30 protein-coding genes are annotated in these 24715 nt (G+C 33.1%); 15 read left to right on the top strand and 15 right to left on the bottom strand.

The window, feature by feature from the left end; all coding sequences use genetic code 11:
- Positions 1 to 40: 40 nt before the first annotated feature.
- Positions 41 to 1399 carry a UDP-N-acetylmuramoyl-tripeptide--D-alanyl-D-alanine ligase gene (locus SYN6308_RS20475; RefSeq protein WP_017296336.1) on the bottom strand — a complete coding sequence of 453 codons (1359 nt, stop codon included), beginning with the start codon at positions 1397 to 1399 and terminating at the stop codon, positions 41 to 43.
- A gap of 158 nt (positions 1400 to 1557) precedes the next feature.
- Between SYN6308_RS20475 and SYN6308_RS20470 the strand changes: the two genes are divergently transcribed.
- Positions 1558 to 2871: a hypothetical protein gene (locus SYN6308_RS20470; protein WP_026102194.1), complete on the top strand. Its 1314-nt coding sequence runs from the start codon at positions 1558 to 1560 to the stop codon at positions 2869 to 2871.
- 116 nt (positions 2872 to 2987) lie between these two features.
- Here the strand turns inward: SYN6308_RS20470 and SYN6308_RS23620 are convergent, their stop codons facing one another.
- Positions 2988 to 4685, bottom strand: coding sequence for a hypothetical protein (locus SYN6308_RS23620; protein WP_017296334.1), 1698 nt, complete (start codon positions 4683 to 4685; stop codon positions 2988 to 2990).
- 148 nt (positions 4686 to 4833) lie between these two features.
- Here SYN6308_RS23620 and SYN6308_RS20460 point away from each other — a divergent pair, with 148 nt between their 5' ends.
- The 3 genes from SYN6308_RS20460 to SYN6308_RS25230 are packed head-to-tail and all read left to right on the top strand — an operon-like array spanning position 4834 to position 8068.
- Positions 4834 to 6144, top strand: coding sequence for a sensor histidine kinase (locus tag SYN6308_RS20460; protein WP_017296333.1), 1311 nt, complete (start codon positions 4834 to 4836; stop codon positions 6142 to 6144).
- A 4-nt stretch (positions 6145 to 6148) separates the two neighbouring features.
- Positions 6149 to 7807 (top strand): ABC1 kinase family protein, encoded by a 1659-nt coding sequence (locus SYN6308_RS20455; RefSeq protein ID WP_017296332.1) that lies wholly within the window; start codon positions 6149 to 6151, stop codon positions 7805 to 7807.
- Positions 7808 to 7864: 57 nt separating this feature from the next.
- A complete protein-coding gene (locus tag SYN6308_RS25230) occupies positions 7865 to 8068 on the top strand; it encodes a hypothetical protein (protein WP_192816142.1) in 204 nt (67 codons plus the stop codon).
- A 15-nt stretch (positions 8069 to 8083) separates the two neighbouring features.
- Here the strand turns inward: SYN6308_RS25230 and SYN6308_RS20445 are convergent, their stop codons facing one another.
- Positions 8084 to 8356: an urease subunit beta gene (locus SYN6308_RS20445; RefSeq protein WP_017296331.1), complete on the bottom strand. Its 273-nt coding sequence runs from the start codon at positions 8354 to 8356 to the stop codon at positions 8084 to 8086.
- 111 nt (positions 8357 to 8467) lie between these two features.
- Between SYN6308_RS20445 and ureA the strand changes: the two genes are divergently transcribed.
- Positions 8468 to 8770, top strand: coding sequence for an urease subunit gamma (gene ureA, locus SYN6308_RS20440; RefSeq protein ID WP_017296330.1), 303 nt, complete (start codon positions 8468 to 8470; stop codon positions 8768 to 8770).
- Between the two features lie 6 nt (positions 8771 to 8776).
- Entirely contained in the window at positions 8777 to 9226 is a 450-nt protein-coding gene (ureE, locus tag SYN6308_RS20435; RefSeq protein WP_017296329.1) for an urease accessory protein UreE, read from the top strand.
- Between the two features lie 339 nt (positions 9227 to 9565).
- Here ureE and mutT read toward each other — a convergent pair whose 3' ends face one another.
- The 3 genes from mutT to SYN6308_RS20420 form a co-directional block, all read right to left on the bottom strand.
- Positions 9566 to 9970 carry an 8-oxo-dGTP diphosphatase MutT gene (gene mutT, locus SYN6308_RS20430; RefSeq protein ID WP_017296328.1) on the bottom strand — a complete coding sequence of 135 codons (405 nt, stop codon included), beginning with the start codon at positions 9968 to 9970 and terminating at the stop codon, positions 9566 to 9568.
- Between the two features lie 174 nt (positions 9971 to 10144).
- Positions 10145 to 11134, bottom strand: coding sequence for a (S)-8-amino-7-oxononanoate synthase BioU (gene bioU, locus SYN6308_RS20425; RefSeq protein WP_017296327.1), 990 nt, complete (start codon positions 11132 to 11134; stop codon positions 10145 to 10147).
- A gap of 12 nt (positions 11135 to 11146) precedes the next feature.
- The gene (locus SYN6308_RS20420; protein WP_017296326.1) at positions 11147 to 11401 is read right to left on the bottom strand and encodes a DUF3134 domain-containing protein; all 255 of its coding nucleotides are present in this window, start codon (positions 11399 to 11401) and stop codon (positions 11147 to 11149) included.
- 64 nt (positions 11402 to 11465) lie between these two features.
- Between SYN6308_RS20420 and SYN6308_RS20415 the strand changes: the two genes are divergently transcribed.
- Both SYN6308_RS20415 and SYN6308_RS20410 read left to right on the top strand, forming a co-directional pair.
- Positions 11466 to 12071, top strand: a complete 606-nt coding sequence (locus SYN6308_RS20415) for a PAP/fibrillin family protein (protein WP_017296325.1) — start codon at positions 11466 to 11468, stop codon at positions 12069 to 12071.
- A 253-nt stretch (positions 12072 to 12324) separates the two neighbouring features.
- The gene (locus SYN6308_RS20410; RefSeq protein WP_017296324.1) at positions 12325 to 14097 is read left to right on the top strand and encodes a diguanylate cyclase domain-containing protein; all 1773 of its coding nucleotides are present in this window, start codon (positions 12325 to 12327) and stop codon (positions 14095 to 14097) included.
- A 97-nt stretch (positions 14098 to 14194) separates the two neighbouring features.
- Here SYN6308_RS20410 and SYN6308_RS20405 read toward each other — a convergent pair whose 3' ends face one another.
- Complete coding sequence (locus SYN6308_RS20405; RefSeq protein ID WP_017296323.1) at positions 14195 to 14500, bottom strand: hypothetical protein; 306 nt, start codon at positions 14498 to 14500, stop codon at positions 14195 to 14197.
- Between the two features lie 144 nt (positions 14501 to 14644).
- A complete protein-coding gene (locus SYN6308_RS20395; protein ID WP_017296321.1) occupies positions 14645 to 15082 on the bottom strand; it encodes a PPC domain-containing protein in 438 nt (145 codons plus the stop codon).
- Between the two features lie 154 nt (positions 15083 to 15236).
- Between SYN6308_RS20395 and larC the strand changes: the two genes are divergently transcribed.
- The 4 genes from larC (at position 15237) to SYN6308_RS20375 (ending at position 17781) form a co-directional block, all read left to right on the top strand.
- Positions 15237 to 16421: a nickel pincer cofactor biosynthesis protein LarC gene (larC, locus tag SYN6308_RS20390; RefSeq protein ID WP_017296320.1), complete on the top strand. Its 1185-nt coding sequence runs from the start codon at positions 15237 to 15239 to the stop codon at positions 16419 to 16421.
- Positions 16422 to 16488: 67 nt separating this feature from the next.
- Entirely contained in the window at positions 16489 to 16704 is a 216-nt protein-coding gene (gene relB, locus SYN6308_RS20385) for a type II toxin-antitoxin system RelB family antitoxin (RefSeq protein WP_017296319.1), read from the top strand.
- Complete coding sequence (locus tag SYN6308_RS20380; RefSeq protein WP_017296318.1) at positions 16688 to 16957, top strand: type II toxin-antitoxin system RelE family toxin; 270 nt, start codon at positions 16688 to 16690, stop codon at positions 16955 to 16957. Before relB ends, SYN6308_RS20380 begins: the two co-directional genes overlap by 17 nt.
- Positions 16958 to 16968: 11 nt before the next feature.
- The gene (locus SYN6308_RS20375; RefSeq protein ID WP_017296317.1) at positions 16969 to 17781 is read left to right on the top strand and encodes a TlyA family RNA methyltransferase; all 813 of its coding nucleotides are present in this window, start codon (positions 16969 to 16971) and stop codon (positions 17779 to 17781) included.
- A 1-nt stretch (position 17782) separates the two neighbouring features.
- Here the strand turns inward: SYN6308_RS20375 and SYN6308_RS20370 are convergent, their stop codons facing one another.
- A complete protein-coding gene (locus SYN6308_RS20370) occupies positions 17783 to 19309 on the bottom strand; it encodes a YifB family Mg chelatase-like AAA ATPase (RefSeq protein ID WP_017296316.1) in 1527 nt (508 codons plus the stop codon).
- Between the two features lie 187 nt (positions 19310 to 19496).
- On the opposite strand from SYN6308_RS20370, the gene SYN6308_RS20365 reads away from it, so the two are divergent.
- Positions 19497 to 20909 (top strand): HAMP domain-containing sensor histidine kinase, encoded by a 1413-nt coding sequence (locus tag SYN6308_RS20365; protein WP_017296315.1) that lies wholly within the window; start codon positions 19497 to 19499, stop codon positions 20907 to 20909.
- Between the two features lie 53 nt (positions 20910 to 20962).
- On the opposite strand, the gene SYN6308_RS20360 is transcribed toward SYN6308_RS20365, so the two are convergent.
- Positions 20963 to 21754: a Crp/Fnr family transcriptional regulator gene (locus SYN6308_RS20360; protein ID WP_017296314.1), complete on the bottom strand. Its 792-nt coding sequence runs from the start codon at positions 21752 to 21754 to the stop codon at positions 20963 to 20965.
- A 217-nt stretch (positions 21755 to 21971) separates the two neighbouring features.
- Here SYN6308_RS20360 and SYN6308_RS20355 point away from each other — a divergent pair, with 217 nt between their 5' ends.
- Positions 21972 to 22211, top strand: a complete 240-nt coding sequence (locus tag SYN6308_RS20355) for a type II toxin-antitoxin system HicA family toxin (protein ID WP_017296313.1) — start codon at positions 21972 to 21974, stop codon at positions 22209 to 22211.
- Positions 22201 to 22653, top strand: coding sequence for a type II toxin-antitoxin system HicB family antitoxin (locus SYN6308_RS20350; RefSeq protein WP_017296312.1), 453 nt, complete (start codon positions 22201 to 22203; stop codon positions 22651 to 22653). The genes SYN6308_RS20355 and SYN6308_RS20350 overlap by 11 nt, the downstream gene beginning before the upstream one ends.
- 12 nt (positions 22654 to 22665) lie before the next feature.
- Here the strand turns inward: SYN6308_RS20350 and SYN6308_RS20345 are convergent, their stop codons facing one another.
- The 5 genes from SYN6308_RS20345 to SYN6308_RS20325 form a co-directional block, all read right to left on the bottom strand.
- On the bottom strand, positions 22666 to 22956 hold the full coding sequence (locus SYN6308_RS20345; protein WP_017296311.1) for a KGK domain-containing protein: 291 nt from the start codon (positions 22954 to 22956) through the stop codon (positions 22666 to 22668).
- A 55-nt stretch (positions 22957 to 23011) separates the two neighbouring features.
- The gene (locus SYN6308_RS23095; protein ID WP_017296310.1) at positions 23012 to 23323 is read right to left on the bottom strand and encodes a KGK domain-containing protein; all 312 of its coding nucleotides are present in this window, start codon (positions 23321 to 23323) and stop codon (positions 23012 to 23014) included.
- A gap of 78 nt (positions 23324 to 23401) precedes the next feature.
- Positions 23402 to 23692 (bottom strand): KGK domain-containing protein, encoded by a 291-nt coding sequence (locus SYN6308_RS20335; RefSeq protein ID WP_017296309.1) that lies wholly within the window; start codon positions 23690 to 23692, stop codon positions 23402 to 23404.
- Positions 23693 to 23754: 62 nt separating this feature from the next.
- Positions 23755 to 24315, bottom strand: coding sequence for a Uma2 family endonuclease (locus tag SYN6308_RS20330; protein ID WP_017296308.1), 561 nt, complete (start codon positions 24313 to 24315; stop codon positions 23755 to 23757).
- Between the two features lie 68 nt (positions 24316 to 24383).
- On the bottom strand, positions 24384 to 24599 hold the full coding sequence (locus SYN6308_RS20325) for a type II toxin-antitoxin system HicB family antitoxin (RefSeq protein WP_017296307.1): 216 nt from the start codon (positions 24597 to 24599) through the stop codon (positions 24384 to 24386).
- Between the last annotated feature and the right edge of the window lie 116 nt (positions 24600 to 24715).

The following is a 24715-nucleotide window of genomic DNA, read 5'->3' as shown; positions in this document are numbered from 1 at the left end:
GGTAAAGGGGGAAACATTGTTAATTGTTAATTGTTAATTGTTAATTGTTGAGGAGAAATTCATCGACAACCTTACTTAATCCTACAGAATTAGAGGCTTTAAATAAAATTCGATCGCCTTTTGTAACCGTTGAGTTGAGATATTGTAACAAATCTTGGTGATTACTAAATATTTCTGTAGGAATGTCGATCGAACCTTCTGCCATAGTTTTAGTGACATCTTCATCAGCCAAAATCAACAACATATCAAGATTTAAGGCTTTGACGGTTTCCCCTACCTGTCGATGAAGTTGGGGTGCATATTCTCCTAACTCCTTCATTGTACCCAACACCGCAATTTTTCTTGTGCCTTCCGTTTGCTTTAACAGGTGTAATGACGCTATCATCGATTCTAAACCAGCGTTATAAGTTTCATCTAAAACGAGAATATCGTTAGCTAATTGATGACGTTTTGCCCTTCCTTTGGGTAAATTAACCTCGATACCTTCCTCTAAAATAGATAAATCGATACCTAATACTTTAGCTGTAGCCAATGCCCCTAAATAATTAAGCGCGTTATGTTCTCCCAATAAAGGTAAAGGATATAATTTGTTATCCACCTTCAGAGTGTCGGAATTGATTAATTCACCCCGAAAATTACCCGAATTTAAGCCATAAGTAATAGTTTCACCTTCCCACACTTCAGAAGCAGTTTTGATTAATAAATCATTATCAGCGTTAAGAATTGCTATGCCCGAATTATCCATTTTTGCTAATAATTCACATTTCGCTTTTGCAATAGCTTCCCTCGAACCCAATCGTCCAATATGTGCTGTTCCAACATTGGTAATTACCCCAATATTTGGGTTGACAATTTCCGTTAAGAGTGCTATTTCGCCCCTTCCTCTCATAGCCATTTCAATCACTGCAAAATTATGACTTTCATCTATTTGTAAAAGAGTCTTTGGAACACCTATTTCATTGTTATAATTAGCTTCAGTTTTTAATACTTTTCCTTGAGTACTTAATACCGCCGAAATTAATTCTTTTGTGGTAGTTTTACCCACCGAACCAGTTATGCCAATGATAGGTATATCAAGGGTTTCTCTCCACCAATGGGCTATTTTTTGATAGGCTTGAAGGGTATTTTTTACTTGAAAATTTGGTATTTTGTTAAGTTCTAAGTTCGTATATTTTTCATTCGTAATAAGTCCGATCGCTCCAGCTTCAATTGCTTGATTAAGGAAATTATGACCATTAAAATTTTCACCTTCTAAAGCAATAAAAATTTCTCCTTTTTTTAAATTACGAGTATCTGTACTTACTCCACTACATTCTTGTATTAAAATATCAGCAGGAATAGAAATATCATTAGCTTCCGTAATTTCACGGATAGATTGTAGATTAGTAAAAGTTTTCATAGATAAAAAAAATAAAAAATTCAGTATTTTAGCTGATAGATAAATTAAAGACTTAGATTATAATTTGATTAGTGTAACTAAATAATATAGTTTCATCATCTCTTGTAAAGGTCGAATAAATATAATTAATCCCACAATAAACTAGATCATGAACTGCCGTGAATATTTCATCTCTATCACAACGTCATAATACTCAACTTACTGTTAATGAGCAGTATGTTTATGATCATTTGTTGGAATGTGTGAAAAGCCAATCACCACAACAAGTGTTAGATAGGTTTCGCTATTTATTCATTCAAGCCAGAAATTATGACAATCCTCAGATATTAGAAATCTTAGCACGAATAATTCGTAGTAAAAAAGCCTCTGATAATTTTCCTGCGATTTTAAATCGTTGTTGTCATATTCTCGTTAACCGTTGGCAGTTACATCCCAAAACTCAAGGCTATGTAGTAGAGTTAGTCGATTTGTTTGATTTACTTCCGGCTAGAGGCAGTAAAAATTATGGAGAATCTTACTGTAGTATAATGCATAAGTTAATCAGAGAATTTTTACATACGGATTATTATAAGCAATTAAAACGTTTAGCAACGATTATTAGTCAAGGAAAAGAAAGAAAAACTCATCCTGAGAAAAAAGAAGAAGTGATCGGTAATTTAATTACTCGCTATCCTTATCTTTATGATCATTGTCTCTTAGGTGCTGATAGTAGCACAGAACAGCAAGAAACGGTATATAAAGTTAAAACAGAGTTAGAAAAACAATTTGAGTCGAAGTTATCGAAATTTGTTACCTACCAAATCAGGGTAGCACAGGCAGGACGGGAAAAAATGGCGGAATTGAATGCTGATCGTATTATACGACCTATTAGTAATCCTACCCTATTGAGCGATCGAGATTTAGGAAAAAGTTTAAAACATTATGTCGGGAAAGTAGAAAATGGCTACTCTTATCAAGAAGTGTCTCGGAGTTTTTTAACTCACACTAGCGACACTCGCAACTATCAATTATTTAAAGATGATTTATACGAATATGTAACACAGTCGATCGATGGTAAATATGGGAAAAATAGTTTTAATAAAAGACTTTATGACAAGTTACAGGAGCTATATCCTAAATATAATAACAGTAAACCCGATGAATTTTTGAAAATGCGTACTTATAGTCAATTATTTAACTATTTAATTGTCGATAGCCCTCAAAATCCTAGTCATTTAGTCTTTATGGACATGATTAGTAATATGGGTACAACCAAAACCATTGGTTTACTCTTAAAATTAGTTTTAGTTTGTAGCAAAGTGAAACCCTACCTAGAAAAAAGATTTTCCATCTTATTCAATCATTATGAATCATTTACCAGTCAAGGGGCAGGTTGGTTAGTCAGAAGTTTAGAAAAAGTTAACGTGGCATTCAGTGTGAATTTCGGTAACTTAGATATGTCTTTTTTACGGCGAATTTACGCTAAAGCCTAGTAATTAATCAAGATTTTTTGTTCGTTTATAGTAAGGGTTTTAATCCTCATTTTCTTAAGTATAGTTGATGGCTAATGGCTAAAGCCATCACTACAAACTTTTTCTATATAGTAGTACTATACGATCGCCTCAAATGCGACACCTTCTAAGATAAAATTAGAATATTGTGCCATAATTTGATCTTTCTCGGTTTCGGCAACATAGATATAACTACCATTATTGTTAAGGCGGTAAAAGTCAACTCCTTTATTGGCATCAGCAGAAAAAGCATAAAAAGCTATTCCTTCTTCCACAAATTCTGGATTATTTTGGCGAATGCTAATACTTTCTTCCTCTGTAGCGTACAAATATGCTCCTGATTTTTCCCTGTGTTGAAAACGATTCAAGGCAATTAAATCATCTTGTGCGTCAAGGGATGCACTAAACGCTATTCCTTCATTGACAAAATGGGGTTGATTTTCTACTATATCTTGTTGTTCTTCTTGTCCTACAAAAATATATGAACCGTCTCCCGTACGAAAACGATCAATAGTATCATTTAGTAAACTATCTGATGTAATATTATTATTTTTTACCATCGTCTGAATTTCAGGTAGAAAGACATTAACATCATCGACTATTTCCCATTGACGATTTTTGATAAGGGGATTTACTTCGTAAAAATCTGCACCAAAGTAATTATAGGTGTCATAATCTCCCTCAATGTGTGCATATTCCCAACCTAAGTAAGTATAGTTATTGGATTCTACAGAAACATTTAAGTTAGAATCTGATTGAGCATCATAATAATTAGTTATTTGTATTGTACCTTTTAAATCACTATACTCTCCTAATTCGATCGTTTCAATATAATATTTCCCATTGAATCCGCTTTCATTCAACTCAACGGAATAGTCAAAATACTCCCCGATTTTATAGTAATCGGTAGGAGCATAAATATAACCCGTATAATAATCTTGGCTAGTATCGTTTTTATCTCCACTGTAGTAGTAGGTAAAAGTATATTTGGCAAAGTCATTATTGAGATCAATTTCGATCTGATTATCAAAATAAAGTCCATCTTCCCAATTATAATGTTCGTAAGCATAGCCTGATTCTGAGCCTAAACCATTTTCTCCGTGGGCGGATAAAGCAGAAAGATTACCATAACCTGTATCAGAGTCATAATAGGTAGTGACGTAAACAGAGTTATCTGAATTACCATACCACTCGATCGAATCAATTAAGTCAATGGTATAATAACCCATACTATCTGTAGAGTTGCTAAATCCTTCTAATGTCTGATTTTCACTATAGGTGTTATTAGCAGTGTAACCATAACCTGAGTAAAAGTCACCATTGCCATAGTAATAAGTAAACTCATAATATTGAACAAAATAACGTTCATAATCTAAATCGACTTCGAGAGAGTTGTCAAAATATTCATTTTCTTCATTCTCATTATAGCTATATATCCAACCAGATTCTGAGCCTAAACCGTTGTCACCATAGGCATTTACCATATTGGTTTCCCCAAAACCACTATTGTCGTAGTAAGTAGTGATATAAATAGAATTATCTGAATCATTGTACCAGTCGATCGAATCAATCAAGTCAATGGTATAATAACCACTACTATCTGTAGAGTTAATAAATCCATCTAATACTTGACCTTCTGTATAGGTATTTTCAGAAGTATAACCATAACCTGAATAAAAATCACCATTGCCATAGTTATAAGTAAACTCATAATATTGACCAAAATGAGGTTCGTAATCTAAAGATACTTTAGAGTCAGAATCTTGAGTCAAAAATTTTCTTGATTGATCATCCATACATTTTTCATGTTTTCATCAAATTAAAACTACATCAATTATAAATATATTAATCAGGATTATTACTTGTTTCAAGATAAAATTTAATAATTAAGGATTTATTATCATATAATAAAACTTAGCTTTCGATCGCAGAATTGAAATAAGAATGAATGACATCTTTGATGATGATATTGCCACCACTGCTCAAATACTTAAGCTCGATCGAGTTTTTATATTAAGATTTAAGTATGACAATTTTTCTCCCCAAGACAACACCCAATTAATCCCTTCTGCGGAAGTAGAAATTATTTATGATTGGCAATTAAATTTTCAAAATAACACTAAAAAAGCTATTTTATCCTATCAATTATCAGAATCTGCTTTAACTTGTTATGGTTGGCAAAAAGCACCTAATTTTGTGAAGATTAGTAGTAAAAAACAATTAGATAACCTTAAAATTGATAACGATATATTAGATATTTTTGACATACAAAAATTAGAATCTTTATTAATAATTCCCTTAATTTTTCAGCGAAATATTAGCAACTATACTCCCTTAATTATGGGGTTGTTAGTGATGCAAAATAAAAAGCCAAGACGTTGGCAAATAGGAGATATTGAAACAGGAAAATGGATGGCAAAACAAATAACTACTGCCCTAATTAATCAACAAACAGTTGCTAAAGTTCAATCTTTAGTGGATGAAAGGACAACTCAACTAAAAGTTAGTCTTGATGTTCAAGCAAAATTAGGACAAAAAATGCGAGGACATATTGAAGAATTAAAACGTTTAAATAAGATTAAAGATGAATTTATTTCTAGTTTAAGTGATGCCTTAAAAACCCCTTTATCTAATATGAAAATGGGGATTAAAATGCTTAAATTAGTTAATAAAAATGATTCTATCATTCGTTATTTAGACATTATAGAAGATGAATGCGAAAAAGAAATTAATTTGGTCAATAATCTTTTAACTTTACAAGAATTAGAGTCAAATAAATTAAACTTTGAATCTCAAAAAATTTATTTAAAACCCTTATTAGATGAATTATATAACTTTTTTTCTCAGGAATTACACTATAAAGAAATAAATTTGATTATTGAAAATAAACAGGATTATCTTTATACTGACTTAAATAGTTTGAGTTTAATTTTAAAAGAGTTACTTCGCAATGCTAGTAAATTCTCTGCTTCCCAAAGTGATATTACTTTACAAATTTATAGCCAAAAATCTGATAATATTATCACAATTAGTAATTATGGATGTACGATCGAACCAGAAGAACAACCTCTGATTTTTCAACCATTTTATCAAGGTAAATCGGTAGCTAATGTGACAAATAGTGGCACAGGTTTAGGATTAGCTTTGATAAAGTCTTTAGTGCAAAATTTAAACGGGATAATAACTGTTTCCAGTATTTTTGTTCCCCAATCGAACTATCATTTTAATACTTTTACCCTTAAATTTCCGATGTGATTGAATGAGAGCTTTACCTTCTAATTTATCATGGGATTATCACCGTTATTCCCCTTTACAACGTCAATGGGATATTGTCTTTACAACTATACAATTTTCAGGATTAATTCTATTCGATTTTCTACGCAAAAAAAATACTGCTTCTCAACATCATAAAAGAGCCAGATGGTTAGTGGTACAATTAATTAAGTTGGGACCAACTTTCATTAAAATTGGACAGGCTTTATCAACACGCCCTGATTTAATTCCTTTAGAATATGTCGAAGAATTTAGTCAATTACAAGATCGAGTTCCTCCTTTTTTATCTGAAGAAGCGATAACTGTTATTGAAATGGAGTTAAGTGACAAATTAGAAAATATTTTTACAGATTTCGATCGAGTACCCATCGCTGCAGCTAGTTTAGGGCAAGTACATCGAGCAACTTTACCCACAGGAGAAAAAGTTGTTATTAAGGTACAAAGAAAAGGTTTAGAAAAATTATTTAACCTTGATTTTAAAGTATTAAAAAGTTTAATTAATTTTCTCGATCGATTTATACCCACTATAAAAAAGTATGAATTAAAATTAATTTATCAAGAATTTTTTGAAATTTTATTTGCCGAAATCGATTATCTTCAAGAGGGGAAAAATGCAGAATTATTTAGATATAACTTTCAGAATGATAGTAAAATTATTGTACCAAAAGTTTATTGGGAATACACCACTAAAACCGTACTAACTTTAGAATATTTACCCGGTATAAAAATTAACGATAAAGAAACTTTAGCAGAAAAAGGAATCCCCATTAAACCCTTAATTGAATTGGGAATTTGTACCTATTTAAAACAACTATTAGAAGACGGCTTTTTTCAATCTGATCCCCATCCGGGTAATATGGCAGTAAATCCCGATGGCTCAATCATTTTCTATGATTTTGGCGCGATGGCACAAGTCAAAGGATTAGCACGGGAGCAAATGGTACAAACGTTCTTTGCGATGTTGCGTAAAGATGCGGATCAAGTATTAGATACTTTAGTTTATATGGGTTTAATCGAACCCGTCGGCGACATGACAGCAATTAAACGGTTAATCAGTTTTTCCTTAACCCGTTTTTTAGATAAACCTGTGGATATTAATGCCTTTCGGGAAATTAGTGCAGAAATTTATATCATGTTTGAGCAACAGCCTTTCCGTTTGCCTCCCCAGATGACTTTTATTATTAAAGCCTTAACTACCCTTGATGGTATTGCTCGTACTCTCGATCCGAACTATAGCTTGTTGTCTGCTAGTCAGCCATTTTTTAGACGGATTACCCAAACTACTGCTCCTAATAATATCTTATTGATGGTTGCTCGTCAAGGTAGAATTTTAATTCAACAACAATTACAAAAACCTTCCCGTTTAGAAACGACGGTAAAGGATTTTCAAGGCAAACTCGAAGATGGAGAATTACAACTAAGGGTTCGTTCTTTGGAGGCTGAAAGAATCTCTCGCAGTATTTATTTAGCGATAAAAACCCTGATTTATACTTGTTTAACGGGGTTTTCTCTCTTGAACGCTATCCTGCTCGTTTCTACGGTTTATCACTCCTTCTCCGTGATTCTATTCGGTCTGACGGGGTTATTTGCTTTGTTTTTAGTTCGATCGATCGTCTCTTTAAGTGTAGCGGAAAAAATACGATAATACGGTCTTAATTTTCTCTACACATCAACCCATAACCTTGCTTTGCGCAAAATATATTTGAGTATGGTTTCTTCTTTGGCAATAATATCCGCCGTAACCTCCATGCCCGATCTCAGTCGATTTTCCGAGTTATCATTAAGATATACTCATCAAGGTTATAATTTGATGTTGCAAAATGTACAGTTGCCTCTTGCCTACTTGCCTTTTGCCTACCTTCACCAAACTCAAGTTATGCCCTCGCCAAGTATAAAATACATCTAGCTCAATTTCACGTTCTCAATTCTCTTGAGTAGGTTGTATTTTGACTAATTCTACTTCTTTTTCGTCTCCCGGCTCAAATCGTATAGCTGTACCTGCGGGGATATTTAATCTCATCAAGGTAGTTTTTGCTCGATCGAACTGTAGTGCAGAATTAACTTTATGGAAGGGAAAATGTGAGCCGATTTGAATAGGTCGATCGCCCGTATTAGCAACCGTAATTTTAAGAGTTTCTCGTCCTTGATTTAACTCGATTACTCCTTCTGGTGTAAAAATTTCGCCCGGAATCATGGTTAATAAAAATAAAGTGCATGACCGCAATTATATAATAAAATAATTTTAAAATATTGTGGAAATAATCAATTTTTGATTTTCTTCCTTCATTGAGTAACATCTAAAATTATGCAATTATCCCCTCAAGAAAAAGACAAGTTATTAATTTTTACGGCAGGTTTATTAGCAGAAAGACGTAAGGCAAAAGGAATCAAATTGAACTATCCTGAGTCGATCGCCTATATATCTTCAGCAATTTTAGAAGGTGCGAGGGAGGGGCGTACTGTGGCAGAATTAATGAGTTATGGTACAACCTTGTTAACCAAAGATGATGTAATGGAAGGGATAGCAGAAATGATTGAAGACGTGCAGGTAGAAGCGACATTTCCAGACGGCACAAAATTAGTTACGGTACATCATCCCATTAGTTAAGATTTAATGATGATTATTCTTACTCAAAAAATAAATTTAGACTCTCATAAACAACCTGATTTAACTATATATTTAACGGCACAAGAGAGAACAAAAATTAAACAGACGATCGAACTAAAAGAAGTAAATTCTCATAATATTAGCGTGGTGAAAATTAATTTATCACGGGGTAATTTCTTAGAATCAGAGGATATATTAACGGACGATCGAGCAACTTTTTTTGTTAGAATAAAAGCAAAATTAGAGCCTGTTATTACCGTCAAAAGTGAATCAAAATTAGATTTATTAAAAGCGGCTTATCATTTAGGAAATCGTCATGTTAGCTTAGAAATAAGCGAAAATTATTTAAGGTTTTCTCCTGATCATGTTTTGGAAAATATGCTAATAAAATTAGGCTTGAATATTTATGAAGAATTAGCACCTTTTTTTCCTGAAATTGGAGCTTATCAACACTGATTATATCAGACTGAAAACTATAATTGATCAAAAATCTAGCTATTTTTTCAGATTAAAAATCAGGATATTTTTGGTGGAAATTGAGTTCAATTTATTGAACGGTATCTATTAGACGTGTAATAAATTACACCTTGGGATAATGGTTTCGACTCATAACTACCTAGCAGTCTGACAAACTTAACATCAATCGCTTTGCAATAAATTGACAAAGCTAACAGTTTTCGTTCAATAAATTGAACTGACAAAGCGTAATTTTACCCCGACAATGAAAAAACCCTGCTTATTAAGGGAGATTTAAGGAAAGCAAAAACTTTTAACGAGTAAAGAGTAAGTACAAAATTATTCCTCATTCATCTTTTTCAAAATAGAAATAATTTCTTGATTAGCGCTAGGAAATTCAAAATTATCTAATTCTGAGGGTGTCACCCAACGCACTTCGGCACATTCTAAAGGTTGAGGTTGTCCTTCAATTAGTTTGCAAATATATACAAATAAGCTAACGATAAATTCACTGTAGGAATGGGTAATATCTATTAAATGTCGATCGATTTCGATCGTAACGCCCAATTCCTCTTTAATTTCTCGGATGATGCAGTCTTCTGGGGTTTCTCCAGCTTCAATTTTGCCTCCCGGAAATTCCCACAAATTCGCCATTAAACCAGTAGGTAATCGTTTATCAATCAAAATTTTTCCTTCTTCGTTGACAATAACCGCAACACCGATTTTTTTGTGAGGCAAATTCATAAATAATGAGGAATTAAGACAAAATGTTGAGTTCAATTTATTGAACGTGATCATATTAGCCGTGTAATAAATTACACGGTGAGCTATTAAACATTAACTATAATTAATTTTTCATTAGGCATCAAGGAAAAATTAGTAAAATAAGGGTTAAAACCCTTACTACGAAACATAAATTTAATGCACAAACAAGGGCATCACTTCGACGGCGGTGAATAAACCTTTGAGGTTTTGACGATGAAGTCTTATACCTGCTTTCAAATAGCCAAAAGCGGGTCCGCAAACGTTAGCCGCCATACTGGTTTCATCCCCTAAAGTGAAGGTATGGGTAGAAGTTTTCCCTTCAAAGGTACGCCCTGTTATTTGAACATTTGTACTAATAGGTTTTTTCGGGTTACGAGTATCCACGATACCGCCGACAGTAACTTGAGATCGATCGCAAATACCCGCCAACTCTAGCATAATATCGTCAGCGTGTTCCATGTTTTCGAGGGTAAGAATACCATTAGTTTGATCTAAAAATGCTTCTACTTCTTCATCTGTCATGGCTTTGGCTTTATCTACATCAAACCCCGGCAGGTGAGCAATATCTTCTCTGATGGTGGCACGATAGGCTTCCCAATTAGCAATGCCTACCCCGAAGGTAATTTTTACTTGATGAATTTCGATAAAACTTTGAGATGCGATCGCACTTACTGCGGTTAATAATCCGGGAGTTGCGCCACAACCCGTTAAATAGGTAATGCCCGAAGCTGAGAGTTCTTCTTGTAAGGTTAAAAGTTGTTCTACCGCACTGGTACGTTTTAAGGCATCTACTAAAACCCCATTCCACCCCGAAGCGATGAATTGACGGGTAACATCCGCCATGAAAGTATTAGGTAAATTCGGTAAAGCTAAAAAGTAACCATCCACTTGAGCTTGAGGAATCAAATCAGCGATGCTATTATTACTCAAGATACCGTATTCAGGTAAATATCCACTAGAGCCATAGTCATGATAAGTGGGGATGAGGGTGTCAGCATCTAAACCTTCGGGATTATAAGCGTAACCTTTTTGATCTGCTACGGCAACTAAACACATTTCAGATTTTTGTTGTAATATTCTAGCAGCCGCTTGACCTAAACCACCAAAACCTAAGACTCCAACTCTAATTTTTTGATTATTCATATTTTGTCACCTTTAAATAATATCATTGTCACTGTCTATATCTAATTCATCTAAATCTGTATCGAAGTCATCGTCTTCACCCTCGATGAGATCGGAGATTTCTTCTTCTTCTGATAAATCTAAATTGATTATTTTATCTTCTTTTTCTTCTCTGTACATAATACGATTATTTGCTTCTAACCAATCTAAAAGAGAACCATCTTGTTTAAGGGGTATTACAGGGGCAGGTTCATAACGTTTCTCTTTACGCAAGGCAGGATTTTTCATAAACTAATAATATAGTTAATTAGGGCAACTTGCCATTATAGCATTTAAAGCACGATCGAACATTATGAGTTTAAAAACAGAATTGTTACAGGTTATCGCTGGTAAAAATCGGGGTTTATCGGTGACGGAAACGGAAAAAGTCAATATTTTGACGGCGGTAGAAAAATTAGAAGATCATAATCCTAACCACAATCCCTTAAATTGTCCGCAACTTTTAAACGGAGATTGGCGGTTATTATACACCACCAGTAAGAGTATTTTAGGACTTGATAACATTCCTTTAGTACATTTAGGAGAAATTTATCAATGTATTCGTACAGATGCAACTAAAATTTATAACATTGCAGAAATTATTGGTTTACCGTTTTTAGATGGTTTAGTTAGTGTTAGTGCCAATTTTGAGACTGTCTCCCCCAAAAGAGTGAATGTAAAGTTTCAAAGATCGATCGTGGGATTACAAAAGTTATTAGGGTATCTTTCCCCGAAAGATTTAATCAAAAAAATGGAAACAGGAAAATATTTTCCTCCCTTTGATTTTAATTTTAATTGGGGCGATCGAATTTTAGGTAACAATAATTCTTTAGGATGGCTAGAAATTACCTACTTAGATGAAACATTAAGAATAGCAAGAGGAAATCAAGGTAATATTTTTATTTTAGAACGTTGTTAAATAGTAGTTGTGGGGTGGGCAATGCCCACCAATTATTATAAATCGTTTTAAAATTATCTCAAAATAATTGATTAGAATGATATTCAAATTATTATTTTTTTACTTAAGTATTTTTGCTTAAATATTAGACTTTTTAAGAAAAGATATTTACATTTGTTTGTAGGAAGGATTTTAACTCTTTATCTCTAGCCATTTAAAGAAGAACATTGTTATAATAAATAATCCTATAAATGAAGATAACTTTAATGAGAGTGTGAATAATCAAAATGACGATTTTACATCTAATCTTCGAGACACCTTATTAGATCATCAACAGAAATTAACTGATGAAAATAGGGAAGAAGGACAATATTTATATTTGCTAATTATCGAGGATGGTAATGATAAACGTCTGATTTATTTAACCGATGAAATGTATGAAATGGGGCGTCGTCATGATGTCGAAATAATTTTTCATGATCAAGCTGTGTCGAGAGATCATGCGACAATAATTAAAGAATATAATCAAGAAGAAAACTTATTTTTTTATAAAATTGTTGATGGTAGTTTATCAGGCAAAAAAAGTACTAACGGCTTAATTATTAATAATAAACAGTATCAAAATAAATATTTAGAACATGGAGATTTAATACAATTTAGTAAACAAGCAAAAGCTCGTTTTTTTGTTATTGATAAAAACTCTCAAATAAAAGATATTTTTAACATTATTAATAAGTCAGAAAATCCTGAGGAAATTTTAATAGATAAAGATTTAGATAGTTATGCTAAAAAAACCTTAGATCATCAAACTTTTCATTTTGAAAATGATCCAAATTTAGAGAAGGAAAATATAGCTAATTATATATCGAAACTTAGTTCTTTTGCAGAATTAAGTCCTTATCCGATAATTGAGATTAATTTACAGGGAAAATTGACTTATTATAATCAAGCGGCTAATTTTTTATTTCCTAATTTAGCGGAAGAAAAAATGAGTCATCCTGTGTTATCGAATCTTTTAAAAGCTGAACAAAAAATTCATGGTAACTTATTTGTCAGAGAATTACACTGTTATAACAAAGTTTTTGAACAATATATTCATTATTTACCTGAGCTAAAACTGATCAGAAGTTATATATTTGATTTTACTGAAAGGAAAGAAATTGAAGCTAGATTAAAGGATAGTGAAGCAAAATATCGAGCCGTTATTGAGCAAATATCTGAAGGAATTATTTTATTTACCGCCGAAGATTTTTTAATTATTGAAGTTAATGCGTTTGCTAATAAGATATTAAAATATTCTTTAAAAGAGTTAATTCATGAAAATATTGAATCTTTTATTGGAGATAAACCAGAAGAATTTAGAGAAAATTTAGAGAGATTAAAAATTACTAAAATTAGTTTTAGACAGGAATTAAAGTTAAAAGTAAAAAATGATAAACCTTTAGAAGTTGAGTTAAGTGTTAGTGTAATTACCTATCAAAATAAATTAGTTTATTGTTCTGTTTTCAGGGATATTAGCGATCGAAAAAAATTAGAAAATAAACTTAAATATCAGGCTTATCATGACAGTTTAACAGGTTTATATAAAAGAAACTTTTTTATTCATTCTTGTACTAAAAGTTTAGCCCGTGCTAAACGGAAAAAAATGGTTATTGCTGTGATGTTTTTTGATGTGGACTATTTTAAGCAAATTAATGATAATTATGGTCATGATATTGGAGATTTATTGTTAAAACAATTCGCTCAAAGATTACAACATTCTCTGAGGGAAGCTGATAGTTTAGCCCGTTGGGGAGGGGATGAATTTGTGGCTTTATTGCCTGATATTACTTCCCAAGATGATTTAATTATTATACTCGATCGAATTGTACAGGCGATACGAGTTCCTTTTTTGTGTAATGATATAACCATAAGGACTTCTACCAGTATTGGAGTAGCCATTTATCCGAAACACGGTACAGATATTGATGCTTTGTTAAAAAAAGCAGACAAGGCTTTATACACCACCAAAAATAATGGTAGAAACGGTTATACAATTTATCTTTAGAGAATTAGAGTATTGGGGGAATTAAATATGAAAACATTTATTATCGGAACCTGAGAATCATTTATAAAGAGGCTGTAATATTGCCTTTTTGAAAGTTTTACCCTATGGGGGGAACTAAAAATTTAACTATCAGGGTAATTGTTGCGATTAATAATCCACTAACCACGCTAATCAAAATACCTCGATTAGTAAACTCAAGATTGTCGAGTCTTTTGCTAAAACCTTCTTGATTACCCTTAATTGAGGCTATTTCTACTCTCATATCATTTAACTTGTTATCTACTTGCTCAAAACGAGAATCTATTTTTTCATTAACTAGCTCGAATTTGCGATCGACTTGCTCAAATTTAGAGTTAATTAAATCCTTTAACTCTCTTAAATTGTTATCTGTTACTGTACTCATGGTAAAATCCTCATTAAGCTATAAATTTGATTAGGGGTAATTGGCTGTTACTCCTAACCAACATTTTACTCGAACATATCCTCAAAACCGCGCGCATAATTTTGAGAATAATCAGTTAGACAAAGGAGGGGAAGGTAAAAATTGTTAATTATTAATTGGTTTTAATTTAGTTAACTTAAGGGTAAAATTACCGCTACCTACCGCACCAAATGCCCTCACCCTAATGATATAACGCCCATCTTCTGCAATACGGGTAAATAAAAGAGAGTTACTATCGCTATCGGGGGCATCATCATTTTCGGCGATCGTAACACCATCTTCAGACATTAAAATTACTACCGTATCAAAATCATCGGACATCAAATCGATAGCTATTTGATCACCTTTGTTTAAATTGATCATATAATCTCTGGCAAAACCGCCGTCTCCTGTAGGAATATCATCAGTAGTGAGGGTATCAATGATAGGTTGATTTTCTTGTAGAGGAATGGGGTTATATATTTTAGATTGAGCGAAAACACTAGGGATAAAATAATTGGAGGAGACAATCAGAGAAAAAAAAGTAACAATATATTTATTCATCTAAAAAAGCTAATTGCTAACCGTTAATGGCGATAAAATGACTTGCCCACTTTTAAATAATATCAAAAATTATCGATAAAAAAGGAAAAATACATCGATCGACCTTTAAAGGTAAAATAGATAAGCAATTAAGTTTTCGATCGACAATAATTTAATGGAAACCATCGCTTATTTACAATGTCCCACAGGTATCGCAGGAGATATGTTATTAGGAGCTTTAGTTTCGATCGATGTACCCTTAGAATATATTGATCATGGCTTAAAAAGTCTCAACTTTGAAGAAGAATATACTTTAAGACAGGAAACAGTACAAAAACAAGGACAAACCGCCACAAAAATCCATGTTGACTTAAATCACCACACTAATCATCACCACCATCGTCATTTACCAGCCATTGAAAACCTTATCCAAAACGGCAATTTACCGCCCCAAGTCAAAGAAAATAGCTTAAAAATTTTTCGACAACTTGCCCTAGCAGAAGGAAAAGTACACGGTATTCCCCCTGAAAAAGTCCATTTTCACGAAGTTGGCGCCACCGATGCCATCGTGGATATTGTCGGTACTTGTTTAGGTTTAGAGTATCTTAAAATTCAAAAGTTATACTGTTCGGCTTTGCCCACAGGGGGAGGCACAATCAAAGCCGCCCATGGTATCTTACCAGTACCTGTTCCTGCCGTATTGGAATTATGGCAAACTAGGGAAATTCCCATATATAGTAACGGCATCGAGAAAGAATTAGTTACTCCCACAGGTGCCGCCATTGTCACTACTTTAGCTGAGGATTTTGGTAATCCCCCCACCATGAAGTTAAAGAAAATGGGCTTTGGTGCTGGTAATCTTGATTTACCCATACCGAATATTGTGAGACTGTGGTTAGGGGAAAGGGAAACCATCGATAACCTAGAAACTATTGCCGTTTTGGAAACCCAAATTGATGATACTAACCCTCAAATTTTTGGTTATTTGTTGGATGAGTTACTAAACATTGGGGCGCTGGATGTGTTTACTCAACCAGTGATGATGAAAAAAAGTCGCCTTGGTGTTTTGTTAACGGTTATTTGTCATCAGTCGAAAATTAATGACTGTGAAACTCTCATTTTTAAAGAGACTAGCACCATCGGCATTCGTCGTCAAATTCAACAAAGGAAAGCCTTAACTAGAGAAATTAAAACGATTTCTACCCAATATGGCGAAATTCGAGTCAAAATAGCTACAGAGGGTTCAAATATAGTTAATATTCAACCTGAATATGAAGATTGTGTTTCGATCGCACGTCAGCATAACATACCTTTGCACCTTGTGATGAATGAAGCGAAGAAAAAAAGTACTGATCTATAAAACATCTCTAATAGTTTAAAATAAAAGATATTATTAGTTGTAGAAAATAACGATCGATTTTGTCCTTATGGTAACTCTTAGTCTATCTCCAAATATTGAAAATCGTTTATCAATCTTAGCCCATGAATTAGGCAAAAAAGAAGATGAATTATTACAAGATGCTATCATTAGTTATTTAGAGGATTTAGAAGACATTAGAGACGCTGAAATTCGTTTATCAGATTCTCTTAATTCTTATGTGACGATTGAGGAAATGGAGAAAAGACTTGGTTTGGAAAATTAGATTTAATCCACGGGTAGAAAAAGAGTTAAAAAAACTACATCCATCTGTCCAAAAAAAAATTATTATCTATTTAAAACAACAAATAGCGAGTCAAGAAAACCCTCGTTTATTCGGGAAAAGTTTGCATGGTAATATGCAAGGATTGTGGCGTTATCGTGTGGGCGATTATCGTATAATTTGTCAAATTTTGGATCATGAATTAATTATTTTAGTAGTTAAAGTTGGTCATCGTAAACATATTTATCTTGATTAAAATCAAAAATAATGCCCAAAGAAAGAATAGATGTACTCTTGACAGATAAACAATTATGTGATAGTCGATCGACTGCCCAAAAATTGATTCGTGCAGGAAAAGTGAGGGTAAAACAACAAATTATCGATAAACCGGGTACATTAATCGATGTTGAAAGTACGATCGAAGTAGAACAAGAACCGCCTTTTGTGTCGAGGGGAGGAGAGAAATTAGTCAAAGCCTTAGATGAGTTTAAAATCACCGTCGAAGGGAGAATTTGCCTAGATGGGGGCATTTCTACGGGAGGTTTTACGGATTGCCTTTTGCAACGGGGGGCGACTAAAGTTTATGGGGTGGATGTAGGCTATGGACAAGTTGCATGGAAGTTACGACAGGACGATCGAGTAATACTATTGGAAAGGACTAATTTTCGACATCTATCGATCGAAAAACTCTATAATAACGAGGAAAAAGCCGATTTAGGGGTAATGGACTTATCATTTATCTCTCTTACCAAAGTTTTAGATAAATTATGGGAACTTTTAGACTCCCCAAGGGATATTATCTTATTAATTAAACCGCAGTTTGAAGTCGGCAAAGATAAAGTAGGCAAAAATGGAGTAGTCAGAGATTCTCGTTTACAAGCCTCTGCCATCCATCAAGTATTAACCCAAGCGCAGAGTCTCGGATGGTACTATCAAAGTTTAACATGGTCTCCCATCACAGGACCTGCGGGAAATATTGAATATCTAATGTGGTTAAATCAATTAGAAAATAATTCTTCACTTTCCCTAGAAACCATCGAAAAAATCACCCGTGAAAGTCATTTATCTCTCATTAATTAACTTATTGCATTCGATCGATGGTACGATACTGTATAGCTTCTGCTAAATGATGACTCTTTAAATGTTCATCTCCAGCTAAATCAGCGATCGTGCGTGATACTTTTAGAATACGATCCATACCCCGTGCGGATAAACCTAATTTGCGGATGGCACTTTCTAGCAAATTACGACTAGAATCATCTAATATACAATATTCTCTTAAATGACGAGTTTGCATCTGTGCATTACAACTAATGTTATCCCCTTGAAAACGATTTTGGGCTATGTGTCGAGCTTTTTTTACCCTTTCCCTTACCATCTCTGAACTTTCTCCCGTTTTTTGGGTAGTCATTTCTTCGGGTTTGAGACGGCTTACTACTACTTGTAAGTCAATTCGATCGAGAAGAGGCCCTGATAATTTTGCCCAATATTGTTCTCGTTGTCGTGGTGAACAAGTACAAGGTTGGATAGAATCCCCAAAATAACCGCAGGGGCATGGGTTGGTAGAGGCTATCAAGGTAAACTGGGCTGGAAAAAGAACCGATTGTCTTGCTCTTGAAATGGTGATGAAACCGTCTTCTAGGGGTTGGCGAAGAAATTCTAATACGCTACGCTTGAATTCTGTTAACTCGTCAAGAAAAAGTACACCTTGATGTGACAAAGAAATTTCTCCGGGTTGAGGAAATGAGCCTCCCCCCACCAGTGCCACGCCACTAGCGGAATGATGAGGACTACGAAAAGGGCGCTCTCGTATTAATGAGCCTTTATTTTTGAGTAATCCTGCCACCGAATAAATCTGGGATACTTGTAAAGATTCTTGAAAATCTAAGGGAGGTAAAATGCTCGATAATCGTCTCGCCAACATGGTTTTACCTGCCCCCGGAGGACCAACAAAAATCAAATTATGTCCTCCTGCCGCCGCAATTTCTAGAGCTCTACGTCCGTGATTTTGCCCTTTTACATCCCTTAAATTATAGGCTCGATCGAGCAAACTATCGGTTTCTTCTTCTTCTTGAAAAATCGTGGGGGTAAAACTGAAGGGATTTTGTAAAAATTCTGCCACCTCATTAATATTACTCAATCCATAAACCTTTATTCCTTCCACTACAGAGGCTTCTTGGGCGTTGTCTTTGGGTACAATAATCCCCCTAAAGCCCAATTTTTCGGCAGTGACGGCGATGGGTAACACCCCTGCGATCGATCTTAAACTACCATCAAGAGAAACCTCCCCCAAAAATAGATAATCATTGAGGTAGGTGGGATCAATTTGTTCAGAAGCGGCTAGAATACCGATACTAATGGGTAAATCAAAACTTGGTCCTTGTTTGCGCAAATCCGCAGGAGAGAGATTCACCGTTATCTGTCTGACGGGGAAAGCAAAACCCGAATTTTTCAGCGCGGCTTTGACTCTTTCCCTCGACTCCTGTACGGCAGTATCAGGTAAACCTACCACAATAACTTTAGGTAATCCCCCCGACACGTCCACTTCTACCCCAACTTTTACCGCATCAATGCCGACAACGGTAGCACTCCAAACCCTAGCTAACATAAGCAATTGATAATGAACTATTGATAATTAATTATACTACTATTTTTAAAATTTAGAACATTTTTTATTAGAATTTACGCATTTGTACCAAAAATTATTGTCGTGCTTGAATATACTTAGGTTATTTTCAGCAAAAAATCAGCTTAGTAAGATTTAATTAAAAAAGAGACTTATTATTAACAGTTCAATGTTATTTAAAATTTTACCTCGTTTATCTTATACAAAATTAAATAGTCTTAATTCTTTAAAAATTCGTCTTACTTTTGGAGTAGCCTTATTATCGGGGTTGGGATTAGGAGGAGTCGCTTTGTGGATGAATTGGAAAATGGAAAATTTACTCATAGCAACTCATAAACAAACGGTTAATTATGTGGCAAATCGTTTTCCCCATGATGTCCAACTCTATAGCGAAATGGTGTCTTTGGAAGTAGGTATCGAAAAAACAATTAATAATTTATCTGATCATAAAAATATTTTTTGGTTTAAAAATCAAGATAATAAAATTGTTGCTAAGTCTTTTTATTTTTATCCCCAATTAACTAAGATTAATCAAGTTAATACTAATCCTCAAGTTGTCAATTTTGATAATAATTCTTGGTTAGTTTGCGGTATTCCTTTAAATATTAATCAGGAATTTATCGGTTATTTATATATCGCTCAAAATATTACTAATGAACAGGTTTTATTTACTCATTTAATTAGTAGTTTAACTTTTATTACTATTCTCGCTATTACTATTTTAATTATCTCGATCGCATCTTATATTTGTTATTCCTTAAAACCCTTAGAAAAAATTTGTGATGTTGCTGAAAATATCTCCGCAGATCAATTAAAAGAAGTCTCAATTAATTTTAATCATAGCCCTAATGAGGTAAAAAAATTAGCAGAAAGTTTAGAAAAAATGTTAATTAGATTAGGGGAAAGTTGGGAAAATCAACAACAATTATTAAATAATGTATCCCATGAATTGAGAACGCCTTTAACGATTGTTTCTGGTTATCTACAAAGTACTTTAAGACGGGGAGATAATTTAACTTCTGTGCAAAAAGAAGCTCTATCAGTAGCGGTTTCAGAAGCCGATCGAACTGTACAATTATTAGAAGATTTATTGGATTTAGCAAGGGCTGATAATGGTAATATTCAGCTAAAAATAGAGTTAATAATAGTTAATGATTTAATGCGAGAAATTATTGCTATTGTTGAGCAATATCAGCAAATAAAAATTAATTTAATCGAGGAAAATTGTGCTATAAAAATCAAGGTCGATCGAAATCGTTTTAAACAAATTTGTCTAAATTTAATCGATAACGCCATTAAATATTCTCCTGATCATAAAGAAATTGCCATAAAATTGACCATGAATAATTCCGCAATTATTCAAATTATCGATCGAGGTATTGGCATTCCTTTACCTCTACAAACCAAAATTTTTGAGCGTTTTTATCGAGTAGATGAAGCCAGAAATAGAGATACGGGAGGTACTGGTTTAGGATTGGCGATCGTCAAGACATTAGTTAACACAATGAATGGTAAAATCAGCGTTATTTCTCAAGTAGAAAAAGGTAGTATTTTTACCTTAACTTTTCCTTTAATCGATTAAAATAATTGTGAATTTTCACGCTCATGACGCAAAAGACTTTTTTAGCATCCTAATTATTTTAAAGGCCACCATGATACTTTATCTCTAGTAGAACTATAAACTTCTTTGAGTTCTTCTGCGTTTAAAATATTGATTATATCTTCGGAGGTGTCGTTATCTTTATCTAAACTAATTAAACCTTCTTTTTGCATCCCTTTTAAAACTTGTTCAACGGTACGCTGATTGAGTTGACAGGCTTTCGCTATCACTTCTACGGATAAGTCGAAAGTATAAATTCCTTTGGTGTTGGGTTGGTTTTGTAACTCTCTTTCTTGATAAATTAGCCCTCTCAATAAAGACGCTACAGCTTGAGGGGGATAACTGCTACAGTTTAATAAGTGATAGATAAATTTTTCTTGAAGTTCAAATAGTTTAGCATATCGTTGCTGTACGATTTCAAATCGATCGTATATTTTTTCTAAAGTCTCTAAGGGAATTTTTGTGATATAAGTAGTTTTATACGCCTCTACCAAACTCGGAAAACTTTTTGCCCCTAAACCATAACTGAAGGGTAAACTACCCATGCCAAAACATCCTCCAGCATAGCTAAGAGAGATAATTCGATCGAGGGGATTAGTACGAACGATTACAGGACCACCCTCCAGAATAACATAAAGATGATCTAAAGGCTCATCTGGTAAAAAAGCAGTAAAGACAGGGCGATTAGAAAATAATTTTTCCCTTGTGAGACTCTCAGGGGTTAAAAAAGAAGTTAACTCCTCCTCATTTAAACCTTTAAATAAATAAGAATTTTCGATGAGTAAAGTAATTATACTTGTTTCACTAGGGTTTTTTCTCTTTGCCATTGTCAGAATCACTAAATTAATTTTCTTTCTTGGTTATATTTTCTCACAGTTATTGATATATAGCAATCTTAAATAAGTTAATAAAAGATTAAGTTCGATCGAAGTAAAATTTACTTTATTTGTTGTTATTATCTGTCTTTTTGTCATAAATAAAATAATAAAATTTTTATCCTCGTAGTTTTAGAAAAATGTATTAATTCTTGACAACATGACATTTATGTCCGAAAATGAGAAAATGAAAGGAAATGAGTTCATCAAAAAAATTCAAAAATTAGCCAAAAAAAGAGGTATTTCTGCCAGAGTGGACTCAAAAAGGGGCAAAGGTAGCCATGTCACCTTGTATATGGGAGAGCGTTTAACTATTGTCCGTAATCCAAAAGATGAATTAAAAACAGGTACATTAAAAGCAATGCTATCTCAATTGGGTATTACTCAAGATGACTTGAATGACGTATAATACAACAATGAATAATTTTATTTTTCCAGTACAACTAATACCAGATGAAGAAGATGGGGGTTATGTTGTGACTTTTCGAGATTTACCAGAGGCGATTACTCAGGGAGATTCTATTGCTGAATGTCTTATGGAAGCTGTCGATTGTTTAGAAGAAGCCATCGCTGCCAGAATTGATGACAATAAAGATATACCACAACCATCTGTTCTTCAAGCAGGAGAATATTTAGTAGAGCTTCCTTTAACCATGATATTTAAGACTTTAGTTTATCAAGCATTTCGAGAAAAAGAAATCAATAAAGCTCAACTAGCACGTCAACTAAACCTAGACGAGAAAGAAATTAGACGGATTCTTAACCCCCGTCATGGCACAAAATTATCAACTATAGAGCGAGTTTTGTCCGCTTTAGGAAAAAAAATAGAGGTAAGAATAGTTCACTATTAATCAATAATTTTATTATTTTCTAAAGTCATCTAATAGAGATGGAGGTTCAATATTTTCATCAGGAATAAACTCCATAGATAACCTAACTTTTCCTTTTCTCCACAGTTTTCCTTGAGATAAAATTCTAACGGGTACTCCGTCTTTTAAATATTCTTCTGAATCTTCATTAAAAACAAGATTTTGTGATAATTTAATTAGAAATTCATCGACAGAAAAAGTTGTATGAGGCATTCTCCATTTTATTTGTGGATTAGTAAGATTAATAATATCTTGCTCATCTAAATACTCTGTATTTTCAATCATATTTTTAAAGTCATTAAGTTTAATATTGCTAGTTTAATCTATTAATTAATAATACTCATTTATTTGTAAAGCATTTTTTCATTAAGTCATCCAAGTTAGAGTCTATATTATCAACTTTATCAGGAATAAACTCGATCGATAAACGAACCTTACCTTTTTGCCATCCTTTTCCTGACAATAAAACTTCAGCCTCTATACCTTCTTCAGAATACTTTAAAATTTCTTCATTGCTAGTATATTTTTTTACTAATGCTGAGGTAAAATCGTTAACAGTAAAAGTTCTATGTGACATTACCCATTTAGTTTTTTGATCACTTAATTTAATCACATCTGTTTGTTGTAAAGATTCAATTTTTTTATTAGTCATAATTTATTGAAATTGATAAATAATAATTTTGTTTAGTATTATTGATGGGGAATATTTGAGTCATTCCCCATATTATTTTTATTTTCTAAAGTCGTCTAATAGAGATGGAGGTTCAATATTTTCATCAGGAATAAACTCCATAGATAACCTAACTTTTCCTTGTCTCCATGATTTTCCTTCTACTAAAACATTAGCTTCTACTCCCTCTTTTGACCATTTCATTAATTCTTCATTTCCTCCAAATTTTTGAGTTAATCCAGAAGTTAAGTCGTTAACAGTAAAAGTTGAGTGAGTGATTACCCATTTAGTTTTTTCATTTTTAACTTTAATAACATCTTCTTGGTTTAATAGTTCTACATTTTTGTTCATAATAATTTTTTTTGTTTCGTTAACTAATTACATTATATAACTATTTGGATTAATTAGGAAATTTAATCTAAATCTTCATATAAAGTGGCAACAGCACAATTAAAATTAATACTTTTTATCCCTAGATTTTCTTTTTCAGAAAAAGACTCTAATCGCCATGAATTATCATCTTCTTTCCTAAACAAATCTACCCTTTTTTTACTTTGAGAAATAAGTACATATTCTCTTAAACTTTCTATTTTTCTATAGTCAGCAAATTTATCCCCCCTGTCGAAAGATTCTGTACTGTCTGACAAAACTTCTATAATAACTTGAGGAGATTTTTTATAATAACTAAAACCCTTGTCTTCATCACTGCAAGTCACTATCACATCAGGATAATAAAACACATTTTGACTGTCTATTCTTACCTTCATATCTGAAATATAAACTCGGCATTTACCACCCCTTAAATGATTTTTTAATGAAGACGCAATATTTAAAGAAATAGTAACATGAGCAGAACTTGCACCAGCCATTTCGTACACCTCACCATTAATATATTCGTGTTTGACTAAGTTAGTTTTTTCCTGCAATAAATAGTCTTCGGGAGATAATTTTTTAACGTCTTGAATGGCTATCATTTTGTTTACCTAACTATCCTTATTTTGGGATTATTATAGCAAATATTTTAACTTTTTTAACATTTAATTTAAACTAAAGAAAACATCTTAATTTTTTGTAAATCTTCTTGGGCTTTTATCGCAGATTCAATCAAAAAATCTAACAATTCTTTGCCATTTTTTACTCCCTCCTCATAAGTATCACCGTGAGTATGGCAAAATTCCCCCCATTCAGGTAAACTTACCACAAAACATTGATCTTCTTCAGACCATTGAATTAACATTGTGTAATTATAGTTTTCCATGTTTATCCTCTTTTTTATAACTTAGAGTAAAAACTTACCCCACAAATTAAGGTTAATTGAGATTGCTTCGTACCTCGCAATGACTTAATATTCTTAATTGTGGGGAGAAATGCGTA

Source organism: Geminocystis herdmanii PCC 6308 (genome assembly GCF_000332235.1).
Lineage (GTDB): Bacteria > Cyanobacteriota > Cyanobacteriia > Cyanobacteriales > Cyanobacteriaceae > Geminocystis > Geminocystis herdmanii.
The sequence above is the reverse complement of the archived record's forward strand: the minus strand, read 5'-3'. Positions and strand labels throughout refer to the sequence as shown.

What these genes read in the sequence shown, in the direction of transcription:
- SYN6308_RS20475 (WP_017296336.1), bottom strand. Translation starts at nt 1,399, where the DNA reads ATGAAAACTTTTACTAATCTACAATCTATCCGTGAAATTACGGAAGCT.
- SYN6308_RS23620 (WP_017296334.1), bottom strand. Translation starts at nt 4,685, where the DNA reads ATGGATGATCAATCAAGAAAATTTTTGACTCAAGATTCTGACTCTAAA.
- SYN6308_RS20460 (WP_017296333.1), top strand. Translation starts at nt 4,834, where the DNA reads ATGAATGACATCTTTGATGATGATATTGCCACCACTGCTCAAATACTT.
- SYN6308_RS20455 (WP_017296332.1), top strand. Translation starts at nt 6,149, where the DNA reads ATGAGAGCTTTACCTTCTAATTTATCATGGGATTATCACCGTTATTCC.
- SYN6308_RS20445 (WP_017296331.1), bottom strand. Translation starts at nt 8,356, where the DNA reads ATGATTCCGGGCGAAATTTTTACACCAGAAGGAGTAATCGAGTTAAAT.
- ureA (WP_017296330.1), top strand. Translation starts at nt 8,468, where the DNA reads ATGCAATTATCCCCTCAAGAAAAAGACAAGTTATTAATTTTTACGGCA.
- ureE (WP_017296329.1), top strand. Translation starts at nt 8,777, where the DNA reads ATGATGATTATTCTTACTCAAAAAATAAATTTAGACTCTCATAAACAA.
- mutT (WP_017296328.1), bottom strand. Translation starts at nt 9,970, where the DNA reads ATGAATTTGCCTCACAAAAAAATCGGTGTTGCGGTTATTGTCAACGAA.
- bioU (WP_017296327.1), bottom strand. Translation starts at nt 11,134, where the DNA reads ATGAATAATCAAAAAATTAGAGTTGGAGTCTTAGGTTTTGGTGGTTTA.
- SYN6308_RS20420 (WP_017296326.1), bottom strand. Translation starts at nt 11,401, where the DNA reads ATGAAAAATCCTGCCTTGCGTAAAGAGAAACGTTATGAACCTGCCCCT.
- SYN6308_RS20415 (WP_017296325.1), top strand. Translation starts at nt 11,466, where the DNA reads ATGAGTTTAAAAACAGAATTGTTACAGGTTATCGCTGGTAAAAATCGG.
- SYN6308_RS20405 (WP_017296323.1), bottom strand. Translation starts at nt 14,500, where the DNA reads ATGAGTACAGTAACAGATAACAATTTAAGAGAGTTAAAGGATTTAATT.
- SYN6308_RS20395 (WP_017296321.1), bottom strand. Translation starts at nt 15,082, where the DNA reads ATGAATAAATATATTGTTACTTTTTTTTCTCTGATTGTCTCCTCCAAT.
- larC (WP_017296320.1), top strand. Translation starts at nt 15,237, where the DNA reads ATGGAAACCATCGCTTATTTACAATGTCCCACAGGTATCGCAGGAGAT.
- relB (WP_017296319.1), top strand. Translation starts at nt 16,489, where the DNA reads ATGGTAACTCTTAGTCTATCTCCAAATATTGAAAATCGTTTATCAATC.
- SYN6308_RS20375 (WP_017296317.1), top strand. Translation starts at nt 16,969, where the DNA reads ATGCCCAAAGAAAGAATAGATGTACTCTTGACAGATAAACAATTATGT.
- SYN6308_RS20370 (WP_017296316.1), bottom strand. Translation starts at nt 19,309, where the DNA reads ATGTTAGCTAGGGTTTGGAGTGCTACCGTTGTCGGCATTGATGCGGTA.
- SYN6308_RS20365 (WP_017296315.1), top strand. Translation starts at nt 19,497, where the DNA reads ATGTTATTTAAAATTTTACCTCGTTTATCTTATACAAAATTAAATAGT.
- SYN6308_RS20360 (WP_017296314.1), bottom strand. Translation starts at nt 21,754, where the DNA reads ATGGCAAAGAGAAAAAACCCTAGTGAAACAAGTATAATTACTTTACTC.
- SYN6308_RS20355 (WP_017296313.1), top strand. Translation starts at nt 21,972, where the DNA reads ATGTCCGAAAATGAGAAAATGAAAGGAAATGAGTTCATCAAAAAAATT.
- SYN6308_RS20350 (WP_017296312.1), top strand. Translation starts at nt 22,201, where the DNA reads ATGACGTATAATACAACAATGAATAATTTTATTTTTCCAGTACAACTA.
- SYN6308_RS20345 (WP_017296311.1), bottom strand. Translation starts at nt 22,956, where the DNA reads ATGATTGAAAATACAGAGTATTTAGATGAGCAAGATATTATTAATCTT.
- SYN6308_RS23095 (WP_017296310.1), bottom strand. Translation starts at nt 23,323, where the DNA reads ATGACTAATAAAAAAATTGAATCTTTACAACAAACAGATGTGATTAAA.
- SYN6308_RS20335 (WP_017296309.1), bottom strand. Translation starts at nt 23,692, where the DNA reads ATGAACAAAAATGTAGAACTATTAAACCAAGAAGATGTTATTAAAGTT.
- SYN6308_RS20330 (WP_017296308.1), bottom strand. Translation starts at nt 24,315, where the DNA reads ATGATAGCCATTCAAGACGTTAAAAAATTATCTCCCGAAGACTATTTA.
- SYN6308_RS20325 (WP_017296307.1), bottom strand. Translation starts at nt 24,599, where the DNA reads ATGGAAAACTATAATTACACAATGTTAATTCAATGGTCTGAAGAAGAT.